Annotated in this window: 14 protein-coding genes; 2 read left to right on the top strand and 12 right to left on the bottom strand. The window is 52.8% G+C overall.

Going from position 1 to position 14,748, the window contains the following annotated elements:
• The first annotated feature begins 41 nt into the window (after window positions 1–41).
• Window positions 42–464, top strand: a complete 423-nt coding sequence (locus QWY82_RS03635; protein WP_290259999.1) for a flagellar basal body-associated FliL family protein — start codon at window positions 42–44, stop codon at window positions 462–464.
• Between the two features lie 95 nt (window positions 465–559).
• Here QWY82_RS03635 and QWY82_RS03630 read toward each other — a convergent pair whose 3' ends face one another.
• The 12 genes from QWY82_RS03630 to QWY82_RS03575 all read right to left on the bottom strand — a co-directional run bounded on the left by QWY82_RS03630 (window position 560) and on the right by QWY82_RS03575 (window position 13,865).
• Window positions 560–1,051 carry a GNAT family N-acetyltransferase gene (locus QWY82_RS03630; protein WP_290259997.1) on the bottom strand — a complete coding sequence of 164 codons (492 nt, stop codon included), beginning with the start codon at window positions 1,049–1,051 and terminating at the stop codon, window positions 560–562.
• Between the two features lie 28 nt (window positions 1,052–1,079).
• The gene (gene lepB, locus QWY82_RS03625) at window positions 1,080–1,733 is read right to left on the bottom strand and encodes a signal peptidase I (protein ID WP_290259995.1); all 654 of its coding nucleotides are present in this window, start codon (window positions 1,731–1,733) and stop codon (window positions 1,080–1,082) included.
• A 105-nt stretch (window positions 1,734–1,838) separates the two neighbouring features.
• Window positions 1,839–2,870: an oxidoreductase gene (locus QWY82_RS03620; protein ID WP_290259993.1), complete on the bottom strand. Its 1,032-nt coding sequence runs from the start codon at window positions 2,868–2,870 to the stop codon at window positions 1,839–1,841.
• A 131-nt stretch (window positions 2,871–3,001) separates the two neighbouring features.
• Complete coding sequence (locus QWY82_RS03615) at window positions 3,002–3,802, bottom strand: DUF4349 domain-containing protein (RefSeq protein ID WP_290259991.1); 801 nt, start codon at window positions 3,800–3,802, stop codon at window positions 3,002–3,004.
• A gap of 2 nt (window positions 3,803–3,804) precedes the next feature.
• Entirely contained in the window at window positions 3,805–4,557 is a 753-nt protein-coding gene (locus QWY82_RS03610) for an NUDIX hydrolase (protein ID WP_290259990.1), read from the bottom strand.
• Window positions 4,558–4,642: 85 nt separating this feature from the next.
• Window positions 4,643–5,239 carry an acyl carrier protein phosphodiesterase gene (locus QWY82_RS03605; protein ID WP_290259988.1) on the bottom strand — a complete coding sequence of 199 codons (597 nt, stop codon included), beginning with the start codon at window positions 5,237–5,239 and terminating at the stop codon, window positions 4,643–4,645.
• Window positions 5,236–6,858 (bottom strand): glutamate--cysteine ligase, encoded by a 1,623-nt coding sequence (gene gshA, locus QWY82_RS03600; RefSeq protein ID WP_290259986.1) that lies wholly within the window; start codon window positions 6,856–6,858, stop codon window positions 5,236–5,238. Before gshA ends, QWY82_RS03605 begins: the two co-directional genes overlap by 4 nt.
• 82 nt (window positions 6,859–6,940) lie before the next feature.
• Window positions 6,941–7,435, bottom strand: coding sequence for a hypothetical protein (locus tag QWY82_RS03595; RefSeq protein WP_290259984.1), 495 nt, complete (start codon window positions 7,433–7,435; stop codon window positions 6,941–6,943).
• Window positions 7,436–7,537: 102 nt separating this feature from the next.
• On the bottom strand, window positions 7,538–8,629 hold the full coding sequence (locus QWY82_RS03590; RefSeq protein WP_290259982.1) for an efflux RND transporter periplasmic adaptor subunit: 1,092 nt from the start codon (window positions 8,627–8,629) through the stop codon (window positions 7,538–7,540).
• A gap of 10 nt (window positions 8,630–8,639) precedes the next feature.
• Window positions 8,640–11,747 carry an efflux RND transporter permease subunit gene (locus QWY82_RS03585; RefSeq protein ID WP_290259980.1) on the bottom strand — a complete coding sequence of 1,036 codons (3,108 nt, stop codon included), beginning with the start codon at window positions 11,745–11,747 and terminating at the stop codon, window positions 8,640–8,642.
• Window positions 11,748–11,940: 193 nt separating this feature from the next.
• Window positions 11,941–12,747, bottom strand: a complete 807-nt coding sequence (locus QWY82_RS03580) for a LytR/AlgR family response regulator transcription factor (protein ID WP_290259978.1) — start codon at window positions 12,745–12,747, stop codon at window positions 11,941–11,943.
• Complete coding sequence (locus tag QWY82_RS03575; protein ID WP_290259977.1) at window positions 12,744–13,865, bottom strand: sensor histidine kinase; 1,122 nt, start codon at window positions 13,863–13,865, stop codon at window positions 12,744–12,746. Before QWY82_RS03575 ends, QWY82_RS03580 begins: the two co-directional genes overlap by 4 nt.
• Before the next feature lie 187 nt (window positions 13,866–14,052).
• On the opposite strand from QWY82_RS03575, the gene QWY82_RS03570 reads away from it, so the two are divergent.
• Window positions 14,053–14,430 (top strand): VOC family protein, encoded by a 378-nt coding sequence (locus QWY82_RS03570; RefSeq protein WP_290259975.1) that lies wholly within the window; start codon window positions 14,053–14,055, stop codon window positions 14,428–14,430.
• Window positions 14,431–14,748 lie beyond the last annotated feature (318 nt).

Genomic DNA, 14,748 nt, shown 5'->3' with positions numbered 1-14,748 from the left:
TATGCTCAAAGGCCTAGCTTTGGACAAAAATGGTTTTAGATATGCTTGTGCTGCGCACCTTCACTCTGAGTTTACTCGTGGCGTTTATCGCTGCCCTGCCCGCCCATGCCCAGGATGACGAGGCGGAGGCCGCAACAGGACAGGCGTTGTATATTCCGCTTTTACCGCCTTTTGTCGTCAACTATGGGGGTGTGGGTAGGTTGCGCTATCTGAAGGCCGAGTTGACCGTGAGGGTGGGCGACATTAGCGCCGCACAAAGCGTGCGCCACCATATGCCGGCCATTCGCGATAAAATTGTCACCTTGCTGAGTCAACAAGAGGAACTTGTGATAGATACACAGGAAGGTAAAGAGCAGTTGCGCCAAGATGCCCTGAAAGAAATTCGCCAAGTCATCGAGCTAGAACAAGGCAGTGAGAGTGGCGTGGTGGATCTATTCTTCGACAATTTTATTGTTCAGCGCTAACCGATTCCGCACTCAATTGCGTTGCGTTTTTGGGCTACAAGCCCTACCTCAATCGAATCGCCACACCGCCATTGATGCAGTGTTGTGCGATCGGGCTAGTCAATAGCTTTTACCAATAGCGCCACCTGTTTGTTTTTGCTGTCTTGTTGCCCGACCGGCTTAAAGCCCTGGCGCTGATGAAATTGCAGCGAGGTTGGGTTGGGTGGCTCGATATCTATTTCGGCCGCCAGCCAGTGTAGGTGTTGTTGCCGTGCCCAGGTTTCAATCTCGGTGTAGAAACGCTGCCCCAGACCTTGCGACCGAACCTCTGCGGCAATGACGATACGATCTATATAGAGAAAGGCTTTTAAACGCTCGGAAAACCATCGGTAGTTTACGCTGTCGTACTGGCTGCCATCGGTAAAGCCCATCAAAAACCCGAGTAGCTGGTGATTTTGTTCCGCCACCAGAATGAGCGCGGATTGGCTGTGCAGTTGGTCAAAACGTTGTTGATCCATAGGGCTCAATACGTTCACAGACTTTTCATTTAGGCGCAATATTGCGGCGGTATCGCGCGCTGCAAATTGCCGGAGAGCGATAGTATCCATAACTAAGCCTTGAGTTAACGTCGAACCGCTACAATGTCTTTAACAGCCGATCTTTCCTCGGAAAATAGTGGTTATCGGGGTCGAAGGATAGCACGACCTGACGCGTGCGACCGATGATCTCTCGTCTGGGAACAAAGCCAATAACGCGTGAATCGGCACTATTGTCGCGGTTGTCGCCCAGTGCGAGGTAACTATTTTTAGGAACTTTAACCGTGGCAAAGCTCGCCAAGGGCGAAGGTTTTTTTGCTAATTGAATCAGATGCTGATGGGCAAAAAGCGCCTCTTGATATAGACGGCTTTGCGCCGTTTCTGTCACGGCAAGCAAGGGGATTTTTTCACCGTTGATAAAAAGTTGGTTATCTCTTAAGCCAACCGTGTCGCCGGGTAAGCCAATCACCCGCTTAACCAAGCGCTTATCGGCTTTGCTCGATTCAAACACAATTATATCGCCGTGTTCAGGGTCGCCGAGCTTAATCAAGGGTAGTTGGATGAAGGGCAGGCGAATATCGTAGGCCATCTTATTAACCAGAATACGATCGCCCTCCACAATGGTGGGCAACATAGAGCCAGTAGGTACACTATTCCAGTCGGCAAAGGTGCTACGAAAGACAAACATCAGCGCTAGAAAAAGGATCAGCCCACGGTTTTCACGCCATAGTTGTTTAATAGACTGCGTTGCCATTATCTGTCTGCCTCAATATCCTTTGGTAAAACTAAATGTATCAGCTTTGGCTAACTTCTTGTCGGCGGCGAGCGATGAATAAGTCGGGGTGATAGCGTTATGGGATTAAAGGCCAGCAAAGGCCAGTGTTCGGCCCTCGCGATCGGCTCGTACCGCCTGCTCGATGACATGAATCACTTGGGCTGCCGATACTGGGTCAACCGGCACTGCACTGCCCTTGGTAATGGCATCAGCTAGGGCATGATAAAAAGCGAGATAGTCTCCGGCGAGCGTCGGCTCAATGTGGCTTGAACTGTTTGTGTATAGCGTGCCATGAAATTGATTCGCCTCTATACCGTAATCCGCTGCCGATGGCAGTAGGCCAGATTTAAGTTGGTCTTCTTGTGGGTCTAGACCGCGTTTAATAAAACTGCCAGTTGTGCCCGACAACTGAAAGCGCAGGTTGGGCCCGGCGCTAAAGGGGCTGGAATGTAAGATCACTTCATGGCTTGGATAGTGAAGCTGCACGTGAAAATAATCGACATTGCGTGAATTTTCGCGCAACATTTTTAATCGTGCCGTTATGCTCGTGGGCGCGCCAAAAAGTGTTAACGCCTGATCGACCAAGTGCGACCCCAGGTCATACCAAATGCCAGCACCAAGGCCTGGATTTTCTCGCCAGCGGTCGCGCACCTCGGGTCTAAACCGGTCAAAATGCGACTCAAAAACCTTCAGCTTGCCTAAGGCGTTATTAGCAATCAGTTTTTGCACGGTCAAGAAATCGCCGTCCCAACGTCGATTATGAAACACGGTCAAAACTCGGCCACGGCTTTTTGCTAGCACGCATAATGTCATTGCCTCTGCCGCGGTATGGGTCATCGGCTTTTCGATAAGAACGTGCAGGCCTGCGTCTAATGCCGCTTTCGCCAAACTGAAATGGGTATGGTTTGGCGCGGTGATAATCACTAGATCCACGCATTTCGATTCGATCAATTGCAGCGCCGTGGGATAAATTTCTAGCGCTGGGTGCCGCTTCAAGATCAAGCTGGATTGCGACGAGCTTATCGCCGTCAATTGAAACGCGGCGCTAGCTTCAATTAAAGGCAAATGAAAGGTTTTTGCCGCATAGCCGAAGCCAATCAGACCAACTTTAATCATTCATTTTTTCTCGCTTTGTCGCGCATTATCTGGGATTTTGACTCAAGCTCTGTGTCGAATTCGGTGTGGAAATTTTCCACCTAGTTAAAACCCTAGCGCACTCATGTTTATGCGCTAGGGCAATTGGCTCGTTACTTGCGCTTTAGCTTGCGCCAAGCAAAAGTAGTTAACATTAGCGATAGCAAAAGCAAAATTAACCAAGGGAAAATATAGGCCAGTGCGGTGATCATGGTGGCAATGGCATCGGAGAAGTTGTCGCCAAAGTCGCTGGCAGACTCGAAGATGGGCGCCCAGAAACCGGTGTTGGTGAGTTTGGTTAACTGGATGCTTACGATGTCTTGATTGACTCTTTGCAGCAGCTTAGCTTTTTCACCCAAAGCATATTCTAAATCCGATTGCACCCGGCTCAACTCAGAGGCAACTTTGATGAGCGATTCAATATCTTTGCTGGCTTGGGCTTCCAGTGCTAACAAGCGTTGTTGGTAAGCTTGCAGTAGTTCGATGCGTTTGCCGCCATCGACGATGGCATCTTGGAGGTCGTCAACATTGGTGGATTGTCGGGTCACTTCGCCGTATTTGCTGACTAGCTCGAACATTTTATCGACATCCGCCGGCGCTACGCGAAAGCGCAAATAGCCGTTGGCGTATTCGCCGCCTTGTAATTCAGAGTGCATCATGGTGCAAGACTGGCTGAACTTTTGACAATGTTCCACCAAGGCATTAAACGCCGGTGGAATTTTCGCTTCGGCGAGTTCGACGGTGGCCGAGTGCTCATAGGCTAGGTATTGGCCTCTGGCTTGTTGTTGCTTAGGCGCAATGGCCATAACGGCATCATTGGAGCGAAAATGTTCTGCCTCTGGCGAGTCTGATTTACTACAGCCGGTGGCAATGGCAGCGATAATAATGAGCGAGGCAAAATGTCGTAACCGCATAGCTATCCATCCTTTTGATTGGCGAAGAAAATTTCGAGCTTTTTGTGCACGCCCATGTTGTTGACCAGCGTTTGTTGGCAAAGGCCGGGCAGGTCTAAAAGCGCACTAAAGAGTTCATGGTTGTAAGCGCTGTTTCTCGTGTCGCGTTGAAATTCAGACAAACTAATCCAGCGCGCATCGAGTATTTCTTGAGTATCTTGAATCTGAATGTTTGTATGCAAGGGACGCAGTTGGCAGACGAAGTATAAGTTTGATTTGCCAAAGCGATAAGGGTGTTTATTGGTAAAACCTAGCACAGAAATAAACTCGCATTCGATGCCAGTTTCTTCTAGCACTTCGCGCAGTACGGCATCTTCAATGCGTTCACCTTGCTCGACGTGACCACCCGGTAGCTTGTAGCCGGTCATGCCATACTCTTGCACCACTAAAATCTCGCCCGCCGCATTTTTAATCAGCGCACCAGCGCCCACTGTATGACTGGGAATAAAAGGGACGAATTGCGCAGGTTGGTTTTTATGTACCAGTGTCAATTCATGTTCTTGGCAGCAGTGAAAGACAAAGCCGAGGGCCGTTGCGCTGCCCACGTGATGCGACTTTTCAATCGGTAAGGTCAGCCAGGTTATGCCTTTATTCTGCTGCGCGGAATAGGCCAGGATGGCGCTAAGCGACGCGTGAAACTCAATGTCGTCTGTGGCTATAGAGTCGGAATCGATAATCAGGCCATTGAATGCGTCTTCGGTAAACTTCACGGGCACAGGCTCTCTTGAGTGATAGGGCGCGAGTATTGCACACCGGCAAGGTAAAAACGAACTTCCCGGTTGGCAATAATGGCGCCTGATTTTAGGTGCTGCCGGCGATCAGTTCGTTGACCTGTCGACATAAGCGTGGGTAGAAAAGGTGGAATATTGCCTCGAGTGCTTGGTCTTGCTTTATCAATTGGTGTTCGATGCCATCGAGTAGCTCGGGTTTGGAAATGCGTCGGCGCAAACTACCCACCACACTTAGGTAGGTGTCGCGTTCAGCATAGCGTTCGAACAAGCGATGACTTTGCGCTCGGCGTAGAAAAAGTTGCGCTTGCTCTGGCATTGATGGCTCGTGCTGGTTCAGATGTGTGAACGCACGCTGACAAAAATCCGCTAGCAATTGTTGGTGGTACTGAGAAAAATGTTTTGCTAGATAGTGATCGAAAGCGATGTCGATAACCGGCCCAGCGATACGCCGGTGTTTGCCGCCGAGTAAGGCTAGAGCACTCTGTATTTCGGTTTGCGCATCGACCCAGGCGTCAATACGGCGATGTAATGCCACACCTTGTAATACCGGTTTTGCCCAATGGACTCGATGGCTTTCGATGGGGCCTTTCAACCAGTCGCCGAGAAAACCACCCACCTGCATGTCGGGATCTGGGCCGGACAGTGCAAGGTGGGCGAGGTAATTCATAGACAGTTAAATTTGGGTTTGTCGCAACAGGTGTACTGTGCGTAAAACTTAGCTAGGTAGTCCTCGAAGGGCTCTTGCTGCTCTTGGTCTTGCTCGAGTTGTGCCTGAGCCGCGAGAGATTCCTTGGTTAACCTCTCGAACAGATTTTGCTTGTCTTTGGATAAGCTGCGCTGCTTGAAAAATTCCGCGTGCTCGACCGAGAGGTCTTTGGCCAATTGGAAAAAGGTTTTATTGTGCGCGGCCATATCGGCCAAGAATTTCGCCGCGGGCGTTGCTGTTGGGTCTGAGGCTTGGACCGAGGCGCGCTCCACGGCGGCGGAAAAGTCTTGCGTGTCTGCACCTTGATCGAGAATAGCCGCACAGCTCGCCATGGCGGCGAAGATGTCTTTGGTCCAATCTTGAATTTTTCGCTCTTTGCCCTGTTGGCGCAAGGTGAGTGCTGGGTCTCTGCCCTGTTCGACTACGCGCTTTTGGTTTTCCAGCATATCGGCGTATTCGTCGGCATCTGTTTCTGGGCTTTGCTCGAGTAAACAGAAGAGGAGAAAGGCGTCCATGACGTGCAGTTGGTCGCGGGTGACGCCGAGCGGTTCATAGGGGTTTAAATCCACACAGCGCACTTCGATATATTCCACGCCGCGCGCATGTAGTGCATTCAACGCGGTTTCGCCGCGCTGACTGGTGCGCTTGGGACGAATGGTGGAATAGAACTCGTTTTCGATTTGCAGCAGGCTGGTATTGAGTTGTTTGTAGTCGCCGGCGGCATCTTTTAAGCCTATGTCTTGATAATCTTTGTGGCCCTGAGTGATGGCGCCACACAAGGTTTTTAAGTAGGTATTTAAATTGTTATAACAAACCGTGAGCGATTGCTGAGCGTCACTTTGGTAGCCTAAGTTACCCATGCGCAGCGAGGTGGCGTTGGGCAGATGCAGGGAGTGGCTATCCTGCCCGAAGGCTTGTAATTTGTGCGGCCGATCTTTGACGAAGCTTTTGCACACGGCCGGCGCGGCGCCGTATAGATATACCAGCAACCAAAAATAGCGGCGGAAGTTGCGAATTAAATCGAAGTAACTTTGGGTTTTAAAATCTTGAAAGCTGAGCTTGCTGCCGGATTTCGCTTGCAGCGCGGCAATTAATTCATCGGAAAAAGAAAAATTGTAGTGTACCCCGGCGATGGTTTGCATGGTGCGACCATAGCGGTGACCGAGCCCGACCCGGTAAATGGTTTTCATGGTGCCTGTGTTGGAGTTGCCGTAGCGGGCGACGGGAATATCTTTGTCTGCACCGACAGCACAGGGCATGCTCGCAGCCCACAGTACTTCGTCGCCTAGGTGTTTGTAGGTAAAAGTGTGGATATCGCTCAGCTGGCCCAGTAGCGCATCGACGCTGGTGTGCGGCTGGGTTATAAATTCCATCAACGCTTCACTGTAGTCGGTGGTGATGTGCGGGTGGGTTAAGGTGGAGCCGAGCGCCTTGGGATGATCGGTTAACGCCAGCGTGCCCTCGGTGTTAACCCGCAGGCTCTCTTTTTCCATGCCCCGCAATATGACCTTTAGTAGGTGGTGATTGCCCTCGGCCAACCAGGCCAGTTTATCTTGCAGCGGTTGGGATAGGTGGCTCAAGGGTTGCTCCTTAGCGGGCAGTGGCTCTGCCGCTTAATCTGTGAGTGTTCAGGCATTGTGCCCAGCGGTACGGCCTCTGGGGTCAGTCCTGAATCGTGTCTTGGTCAAATTCATCGGCGACGTCTTCCGCTTGCTCATCCGCTTCCAATTCGGCCACATCGGTATCGTCGTCGCTTTTTGGCTCGCGCGGGTCTTGGATGTCTGAGCTGTCTATTTGTGACAGCCCCGCCCCAGCGCTTTGTGACAGCCCCGCCGACAACCCTGCTTCAGCGTCTTGTGACAGCCCTGACTCGGCGTCGATCAAACTGGCCTGCTCGCCCTCGCCTTTTGGCTGCTCGGGCAGGGGCTCAGGCATGGCCTCGGCGGCGATGATAGGTAGCTTTTTGTCGTTTAGCTCACACTCTAGCAGGTGTATGCGCTGGGTATAGTCTTTGGCGTTGACCTCAACCTTTTGGTTGATGCCTTCATCCTTATGGGGTGTTTGGTACAAGCTCTTTAAATCGCGCGCGTCGGTCCACTCGCGGTTGCGGTTTAGGATTAACTTGTCTTGGTTTTGCAGAAGGTACACGGTACTCATAGGGCGTCTTTCAATTCCGTAACACGTAGATACAGCCTAAATGGGGGCAAGTTTATAAAATGAAAGACCCTGTGGCCGCGATAAATAGTACTTGCCCAGGCCTTAGCTATTGGCCGCTAGGCCCTCCACCGCCACATGTTGCTTGAGGATATTCAGCGCTTGGCCCTCGCGCAGGCGCTCGGCGCCCCTTACGATTACCAAGTCGCCGGCCGCTAACGCGCCGGTGACGGCAATGCGACTGCCGTAGCCATTGCCGGTGCGCACCTCAATGCGCTCGGCCTTGTCGTCTTTGCCGACTTTAAAGATATAGACTTGGGTTTCGCGCAGCACTAATGCGTCCCTTGGCACGGTGAGTGAAGACTCGCTCTCGCCGTTGGGCAATTCGATCTTTACCGCCTCGCCAATCAACCAATGCTCTGCGCTCGCGGCAATGCGTAGCTCCAACATGCGCGAGCGCTCGTCACCCACCGGCACTAGGCTGCGCACCTTGCTGACGTGGGTGCCGGCCTGAGTTTTTATCGCCACCTCGCTGCCGGCTTTGACATGCCGAAAGCTGCTCAGGGTGGCTTGGGCTTTGATTTCAAGGTTGTCGACATTGGTGAGCCGAACCGCTGCCTCGCCCTGGTTAATATGCTCGCCAGGCTGGTGATAGCGGGCCACCACTATGCCATCGAAGGGCGCTTTAATGACGGCGCGCTCGATATCGTACCGGGTGCGTTGTAGTGCCACTTCGGCGGCGCGCAATTGTTGCCGCACCATGTCCCGCTCCATGGTCAGGCGCTCCAATTCTGACTGCGAGGCATTGTTGGTTTTGGCCAGCCGCTCGCTGCGCTCGACTTGCCGCACCAAGAAATCTAGGTTGCTGGTTAAGCTCGCCACACTGGCGAGATCGTTGGCCTGTTGTAACTGCCAAACGCGATCGTTAATGCGCGCCAGCGGTGCGCCGGCTTTGACTTGGTCGCCCACCTCGGCAACCCAGAGTAAATTGCCGGTAATTTCGGAGGCGATTTGCGAGTCTTGCTTGCTGATCACCGTGCCGGGCACCCAAACCGTCGGCGCGATATCGCGAATTTGCGCCTCTGCGACCTCCACCGCCGCCGGTGGTATATCTTGTGCGCCGGCGCCTAGGCAGGTGGCGAGCAGGGTGAGCCCAGTCAGGGCTTTGGTGATTCGAGTGTGATAGGAGTGGGTCATAATTTTGTCCTCAAGCCGCAGACTTCAAGGTGCGCAATGCACTGTGGGCTGGAATATCTTGTAATGAGAGTTGCCCCTTGGCGCCCATGCGCAGGAAACAAGGTAAAAGTACCAGGGTGAACACGGTGCTAATGCACATGCCGCCGACAATCACGGCGGCGAGGCCGCGGTAAATAACGCTGCCGTCACCGGGCATTAGTAACAGCGGCAACATGCCGAAAATACTGGTTAATGTGCTCATGAAAATGGGCCGCAGGCGCAGCATCAAGGCCTGCTCGACCGCGAGGTGACGGTTCATGCCCTCGCGCTCGGCACTGCGGGTTTGATGCACGAGTAAAATGGCGTTATTCACCACCAGCCCGAGCATGATCACAAAACCGATCATGGTGAGTAAGTCGAGCGGTTGAAAGCTGACTAGATTTAAAAGCCGCAGTGCCACCACGCCGCCCACCATCGCCAGTGGCATGGCCAGTAACACCAGGGCGCTGTCTTTGGGCGAGCGAAATAAAACGCTCATTAACAAAAACAAAATCAGCAGGGCGACGGCGAAATTCTCGCCCATGGTGCCGAGCGCGCGCTTCAAACTATCGGCACTGCCGCCGTATTGAATGTTGCCATCGGCCGGCATCGCCGCTTTGATTTTTGGCTCAACCTGGGTTTGCAGCGCGGCCAGTGCTTTTTCCAGCGACATATCTTCCGGCGGCACCACGATCAAGCTCAGGGTGCGGCGTCTATCGATGCGGCGTATTTGGTTCGGACCCACGGTGCGCTCTAAACTGACGAGTTGATTCAGTGGCACCACCGCGCCGCTCGGTGTTGCTAGGGGCAAACTGATCAGCGCTTCGGGGTTGTCCCACAGTTGCGCGCGCATGATCACGTCCATGCGTTTGACCGAGTCGAAGTATTCACCCACCCATAAACCCTTGCCGAGCATGCGCACAATGGAACCCATGTCGCGTCGATTCCAGCCCAGCTCTTGCAGCGCTCGATCATCGGGAATCAGGCGCAGCTCTGGTTCTGAGTCGGCGGTGCCCGGGTCAACCCGGGACTGGGCCTCGGGTATCGCCTCGCGCACCCACTCCACCGCCTGTTCGGCAACCGCGGCTAAAGCCTTCGGGTCAGACGCTTGCAGGTGCATGGGAATGGCGCGGTCGCCGCCAAACTGGCCAAATAAATTGCCTTGGGCGCTGAAGGCCATGGTGTCGGGTAAGTCGACGGTGATTTCTTCGCGCACGATTTTTAACAAATCGTTAACCTTGGCTTGGTCGAGCGCGCGCGCACCCATGGTGCCGCCGCCGGGCCAAACCAAGACGTAATAGTTTTTCAGCGCCGGCTCTTTTTCGCCGCTCATGTAGGGCTTCATGCGCTGGTTGATAACCGAAATAATTTCCGACTCGATGGTGTCGATGTTGGTGGCGGGCGGGAAGCGAAACCAGGTATCAACGGCATCGCGCTTTACCGGCGGCAAGTAGTCTAGCTCGGGCATTAATATCCAGGCGCTGAGCAGCGGCACGGCGATTAAACCGGCGATGATCGACAGCCGTTGCTTTTTGGTGTGCGTTAACCGCATCACTAGCGCGGTAATGCGCTGCCACAGGTTTTGATGGTGATCGGCCAGGCCTTCGCTGCTTAACCAGCGCGATGCCAGAAGCGGCACAATGGTGACGGCAACTAACAGCGAAATGCTCACCGCAATCGTGATGGTTAAGGCCAAGTCGGAAAATAGTTGGCCTTCTACGTCCTTTAAAAAAACCACCGGCAGGAAAATAGCCACGGTGGTTGCGGTGGACGCGAGCAAGGCACCCCAAACTTCACCCGTGCCCTTGCTGGCGCTGTCGTTGGCGTTTACTTTTTGTTCGCGCAAGCGCACCACATTTTCCAGTACCACAATGGCGGCGTCCAATACCATGCCCACGGCGAAGGCTAAACCGGCGAGGGAAATCACATTAAGGGTGCGACCGGTCATCTGTAACACGATGAAGGTGGACAGCAGCGAAATGGGAATGGTGAGCGCGACGATGACTGTGGCCCTTAAGCGGCGCAAGAACCACCAGAGCACACCCACGGCCAACAACATGCCGAGAAAAATATTGCTGGTGACCAGATTAATGGCGCGGTAGATAAACACCGAGGCGTCGAATGATTGCACAATAGTTAGGTTACGATCTTTAATCGGGCCGTCCCGCAGCTCGACCATTTTCGCCTTTACGGCATTTAGGGTGGCGAGCACATTGGCGCCGCTTTCGCGATTAATTTGAATGCCAATGGCGGGGTTACCATTTTGTGTGGCCAAACTATTGCGATCTGGTTTGGCGACTTTTATCTCCGCGATATCGCCCAACAAAATAGGCTTGCCGTCGCGCCACTCCAACACCATCTCGCCCAGTTCTTCCGGTTTAAAGCGGCCGGCCATGCGCAAGGTGTACTGGCGCCGGCCGACATCGACAAAGCCGCCGGAGACGTCGTTCGATTGCCCGAGCAAGCCCGCCACCACCGGCAGTTGTACACCTAATTGCGCGGCGCGGTAGGGGTCGAAGCGAATTTGTAGTTCTTCCATGTTGCCGGCGCCGGCGCCGCCAACGCGGGCACTGGCAACACCGGGAATGGATTCGATGGCGGGGCTAATAACTTCTTCCACAAAGGGTATGTAATCGTCGACGCTATTGGGGTTGCCGGGCAAAACTTGTAAAAAATACCAAGTCAATGCGGGTGCGCCGCCGTCGCCACCGCCGAGAGAAATAATCGGCTGCATGGCATCGCGCGGCAGCGGCTTCAGGCGATTCATGCGCGAGATCACATCGATCAAGGTCTTCTGCATGTCGGTTTCCATGCTGAAGGTGAGATTGATCCAAGCCCAGCCCGAATTGGCCGAGGCGGCCATCTCTTTCACGCCCGGCAAACCTTGCAGCACCTCCTCGATGGGCTCGACAATTTCAGATTCCATTTCCTTTGGGCTGGCCGCCCGCCAACCGGTTTGGATACTAATCACCGGGTTTTCAATATCGGGAAATAGCTGGATGGGCAACTTGCTAAGGCTAAACAAGCCGAAGGCAATGGCGAAAACGATGGCGACAATAGCTGCTGGAGGGTTGCGCAGCGTGGCGAGTGTTAGATTCATTTTAGTTACCTGCAGCGCCGCGATATTTTATTCACTCGAAACGAGTTTGATTTGACGCGGGCGAAGAGCTGATCGGAATGCTATTAGGTTAGCAAACTCAGGCAACATTTAACGCTAATTGAGGTGATGGGAAAACAACGAGCGGCAAGCCGAGGGAACTCGCCGCTGATTTTCACGATGGTGAGACAAAAGGTTATTGCAGAAAGGTGGATACCTTTTCTTTATAACTTCGGCTCATCTTGAGCTTGTCGCCACTGCGCAAAATTAAATGGTACTCGCCGTTGATATGGGAGCTAATTTTTTCGATGCGCTTGATATTGACGATGGTCGAGCGATGTACGCGTTGAAACAAGGCGGGGTTTAATTGCGCATCTAAGGCTTTCATGGTGATGCGCATAACGTGAATCACGCCGTTAACGTGCAGGCACATATAGTCGCCGGCGGCATCTACCCAGTCGATATCGGCTATCGGTACCAGGGTAATGCTGCCGCCGTCCTTTACGGCAATTTTCTCCGGGTATTGGCCGGACTTTTCACCGGTTTCGCTAAGCCACTCTTGTACTTCGCCTGCATCCTTTTGGGTGATGCGGCCAATGGCATCTAATAACTGCGCCTTATCAGAAACAGCGCTTTTATGACTGTGTACCTCTTGAGCGCGCTGTACCGCTTCTCGTAAGCGCGCGTCGTCAATGGGCTTTAACAAATAATCCACCGCGTGGATCTTAAAGGCATCGACGGCGTAGTGATCGAAGGCGGTGCAGAAAATAATCATCGGCAGATCGTCGGCCTGTAAATTTCTGACTACATCGAAGCCGTCCATGCCCGGCATTTGAATGTCTAAAAATACCAGGTCGGGGTTGAGGTCGGGGATAGCGGCCAGCGCTTCGTTGCCGTTGCTGCACTCGCCCACAACCTCGATGCCGTCTATTTCGGCTAAACGTAATTTTAATCCGCGCCGGCCAAGTGATTCGTCGTCGACGATGAGTGCCTTTAGCGTCATGCTGCTTTGCTCCGTTCCGTGCTGCTAAATGGGATGCGAATAGTAATACGCAATCCGTGCGGTTGAATATTTTCGAGTTCAAAACTGTGGGCTGGGCCATATAGCTCTTTCAGCCGCTCGCGGGTATTGGCCAAGCCCACGCCGCCGTGCTCGCCCTCTAAGCGCTCGCGCAGTGCAATGGCCATATCGGCGATGCCTGGACCATTGTCGGTTAACTGGATCGACAGTTGATTGTGCAGCACGTCGGCATCCAAGGCGATGGTGCCACCGGTGGGGCTTTTTGCGATGGCGTATTTGATCGCGTTCTCAATCAGCGGCTGCATTAATAAACTTGGAATCAAGGCGTGGCGAGCGCTGTCGCTGATGGTGAAGCTAATATTCAGACGCTCTTCAAAGCGCAGCTTTTCGATGCCTAAATACAACTGAAGCGTTTCTACTTCTTGCGCCAGCGTGACTTTTTGCATGGGATTGTTATCGAGCGAGTAGCGCAAAAATTTACTTAACTCTGTCACCATACCGTTGGCGGTTTTGGTTTCCTTTTCGAGAATAAGTGTGGAAATGGCGTTCAAGGTATTAAACAAAAAGTGCGGGTTGAGCTGGTAGCGCAACATTTTAAGTTGAGCTTCATGGGCCATGGCTTGGGCTTTGAGGGTTTTTTCTTTTTCAACCTGTAGCATGCGATAGTATTTCAAACTGAAATACAGTGCGGCCCAGCTTAAAAAGATGAAGAAGGAGTAGGTGTACCAACCCAAGTATTCGAACAGGCTGCGCTTAACCTCCATGTCTTCATTTAAGGCAAAGAACACTTCCATCTTTACGAACGACCACACCGCAGTGACGCAAATCACCGCGACCAGCGAATAGAGGCCACGAACAATGGCTTCTTTAGCCCAAATGCGTTTGAAATAGCTGCGCAACCAAAGTGACAGGACTAAACCGGAGGTGACCGACATGGCCGTGTAGGCAACTTGCAAACCTAGGTGGCGATCCCAAAAGATCGCTGAAAGTGCCACAAAAAAGCCATATCCGGTCCAGCCGAAGACGTTGAGCGCCCAAAATTGGTAGTTGGGCAGCGTGAGTATCTTTTTGATGAGCGGCTGTTGGTCAAGAGACTGCATGGCTGAAAGCTAAAAGGCTGAGTGTTACGACATTATAAGGTGCGTTGGTCGCTTTAGTGTTGGTTTAATCGCGTATTAGGCGCCGTTGGGCGCAGAGATATAAAAAATCAGTTGGATGTATGAGGAATGCCTAGGTCGCCCCGTGCTATAACCCTTTCTTCATTTTATGCAATAGGGACCAGAGATTATGATTGGATACGTTATGGTGGGTACTAACGACATCGCAAGGGCCGCGGCCTTTTACGACAGCTTATTGGCCGGCATGGGCGCCAAGCGATTTATGGAAGAGGAGTCCTTTATTGCCTGGGCTAACAATCCAGAGCAGGCCGGCTTTTGCATCACTAAGCCCTTCGATAAACAGGCCGCAACGGTGGGTAACGGTGTGATGGTGGCCTTGGCCCTAGACTCGCCGGCCTCGGTTAACAGCATGCACGCGAAGGCGCTATCCCTAGGCGCAAAAGACGAAGGCGCGCCAGGCCCACGGGGAGACAGCGGTTTTTATGCCGGTTATTTTCGAGACCTAGACGGCAATAAACTCAATTTCTTTTGCATGGAACAAAAATAGCCGGGTGTCTGTGCATATCAGCAGGGCGCATCAGGTTGGATGTGCCCCGCCTTGTGTACAGTCATTGGCATGGGTTGAGCGTTGTTTAGTTGGGTGAATACTCTAGGTAGTCGTAGTAGGCCTAGGCGTTGCCGCCGTTATAGCGCTTGGGAAAATAGAGTGCGTTTTGCGAGTTATCGCCCCGCCAGTGATTAACCATCAAACGGGTTGGATCTGTTGGCCAAGCGTAGGCAGGAATTTCATTGCTGGCCAGATGGCCGTCGCCATTGTCCTTCCAGGTGCGGCGAATAACCTGTTTCTTGCCCCACTTATCCCACA

It is taken from the genome of Simiduia curdlanivorans (assembly GCF_030409605.1).
Lineage (GTDB): Bacteria > Pseudomonadota > Gammaproteobacteria > Pseudomonadales > Cellvibrionaceae > Simiduia > Simiduia curdlanivorans.
This window is presented reverse-complemented; position numbering and strand designations above follow the sequence as displayed.

Bases quoted from the DNA above. Each gene is read 5' to 3' on its own strand.
- QWY82_RS03635 (WP_290259999.1), top strand. From the start codon at position 42: ATGCTTGTGCTGCGCACCTTCACTCTGAGTTTACTCGTGGCGTTTATC.
- QWY82_RS03630 (WP_290259997.1), bottom strand. From the start codon at position 1,051: ATGGATACTATCGCTCTCCGGCAATTTGCAGCGCGCGATACCGCCGCA.
- lepB (WP_290259995.1), bottom strand. From the start codon at position 1,733: ATGGCAACGCAGTCTATTAAACAACTATGGCGTGAAAACCGTGGGCTG.
- QWY82_RS03620 (WP_290259993.1), bottom strand. From the start codon at position 2,870: ATGATTAAAGTTGGTCTGATTGGCTTCGGCTATGCGGCAAAAACCTTT.
- QWY82_RS03615 (WP_290259991.1), bottom strand. From the start codon at position 3,802: ATGCGGTTACGACATTTTGCCTCGCTCATTATTATCGCTGCCATTGCC.
- QWY82_RS03605 (WP_290259988.1), bottom strand. From the start codon at position 5,239: ATGAATTACCTCGCCCACCTTGCACTGTCCGGCCCAGATCCCGACATG.
- QWY82_RS03595 (WP_290259984.1), bottom strand. From the start codon at position 7,435: ATGAGTACCGTGTACCTTCTGCAAAACCAAGACAAGTTAATCCTAAAC.
- QWY82_RS03590 (WP_290259982.1), bottom strand. From the start codon at position 8,629: ATGACCCACTCCTATCACACTCGAATCACCAAAGCCCTGACTGGGCTC.
- QWY82_RS03585 (WP_290259980.1), bottom strand. From the start codon at position 11,747: ATGAATCTAACACTCGCCACGCTGCGCAACCCTCCAGCAGCTATTGTC.
- QWY82_RS03580 (WP_290259978.1), bottom strand. From the start codon at position 12,747: ATGACGCTAAAGGCACTCATCGTCGACGACGAATCACTTGGCCGGCGC.
- QWY82_RS03575 (WP_290259977.1), bottom strand. From the start codon at position 13,865: ATGCAGTCTCTTGACCAACAGCCGCTCATCAAAAAGATACTCACGCTG.
- QWY82_RS03570 (WP_290259975.1), top strand. From the start codon at position 14,053: ATGATTGGATACGTTATGGTGGGTACTAACGACATCGCAAGGGCCGCG.